Origin of the sequence: Cobetia sp. SIMBA_158 (assembly GCF_046566945.1) — a bacterium.
GTDB lineage: Bacteria > Pseudomonadota > Gammaproteobacteria > Pseudomonadales > Halomonadaceae > Cobetia > Cobetia amphilecti.
In genome coordinates, this window is sequence record NZ_JAWJYL010000625.1 from 1 (window position 1) to 258 (window position 258).

1 protein-coding gene is annotated in these 258 nt (G+C 48.8%); it reads left to right on the top strand.

The features are described 5' to 3' along the window. On the top strand, window positions 1–258 hold a 258-nt coding region (locus R2R70_RS21325), incomplete at both ends, for a hypothetical protein (protein WP_410979098.1).

Below are 258 nucleotides of genomic sequence, written 5' to 3' on the forward strand. Positions count from 1 at the left end.
GGCAGAAATTGCTGCCATCGCGCTTAACCCGCAAACGCCTGATTTCAACAATACTATTCTGGCACTGGAACAAAGCGGAGAATTACTTACCCGCGTTACCAGCGTCTTTTTTGCGATGACTGCGGCGCATACCAATGATGAATTACAGCGTCTTGATGAACAGTTTTCCGCTGAACTGGCGGAACTGGCTAATGATATCTATCTGAACGGTGAATTATTCGCGCGGGTAGATGCTGTCTGGCAGCGCCGTGAATCTCT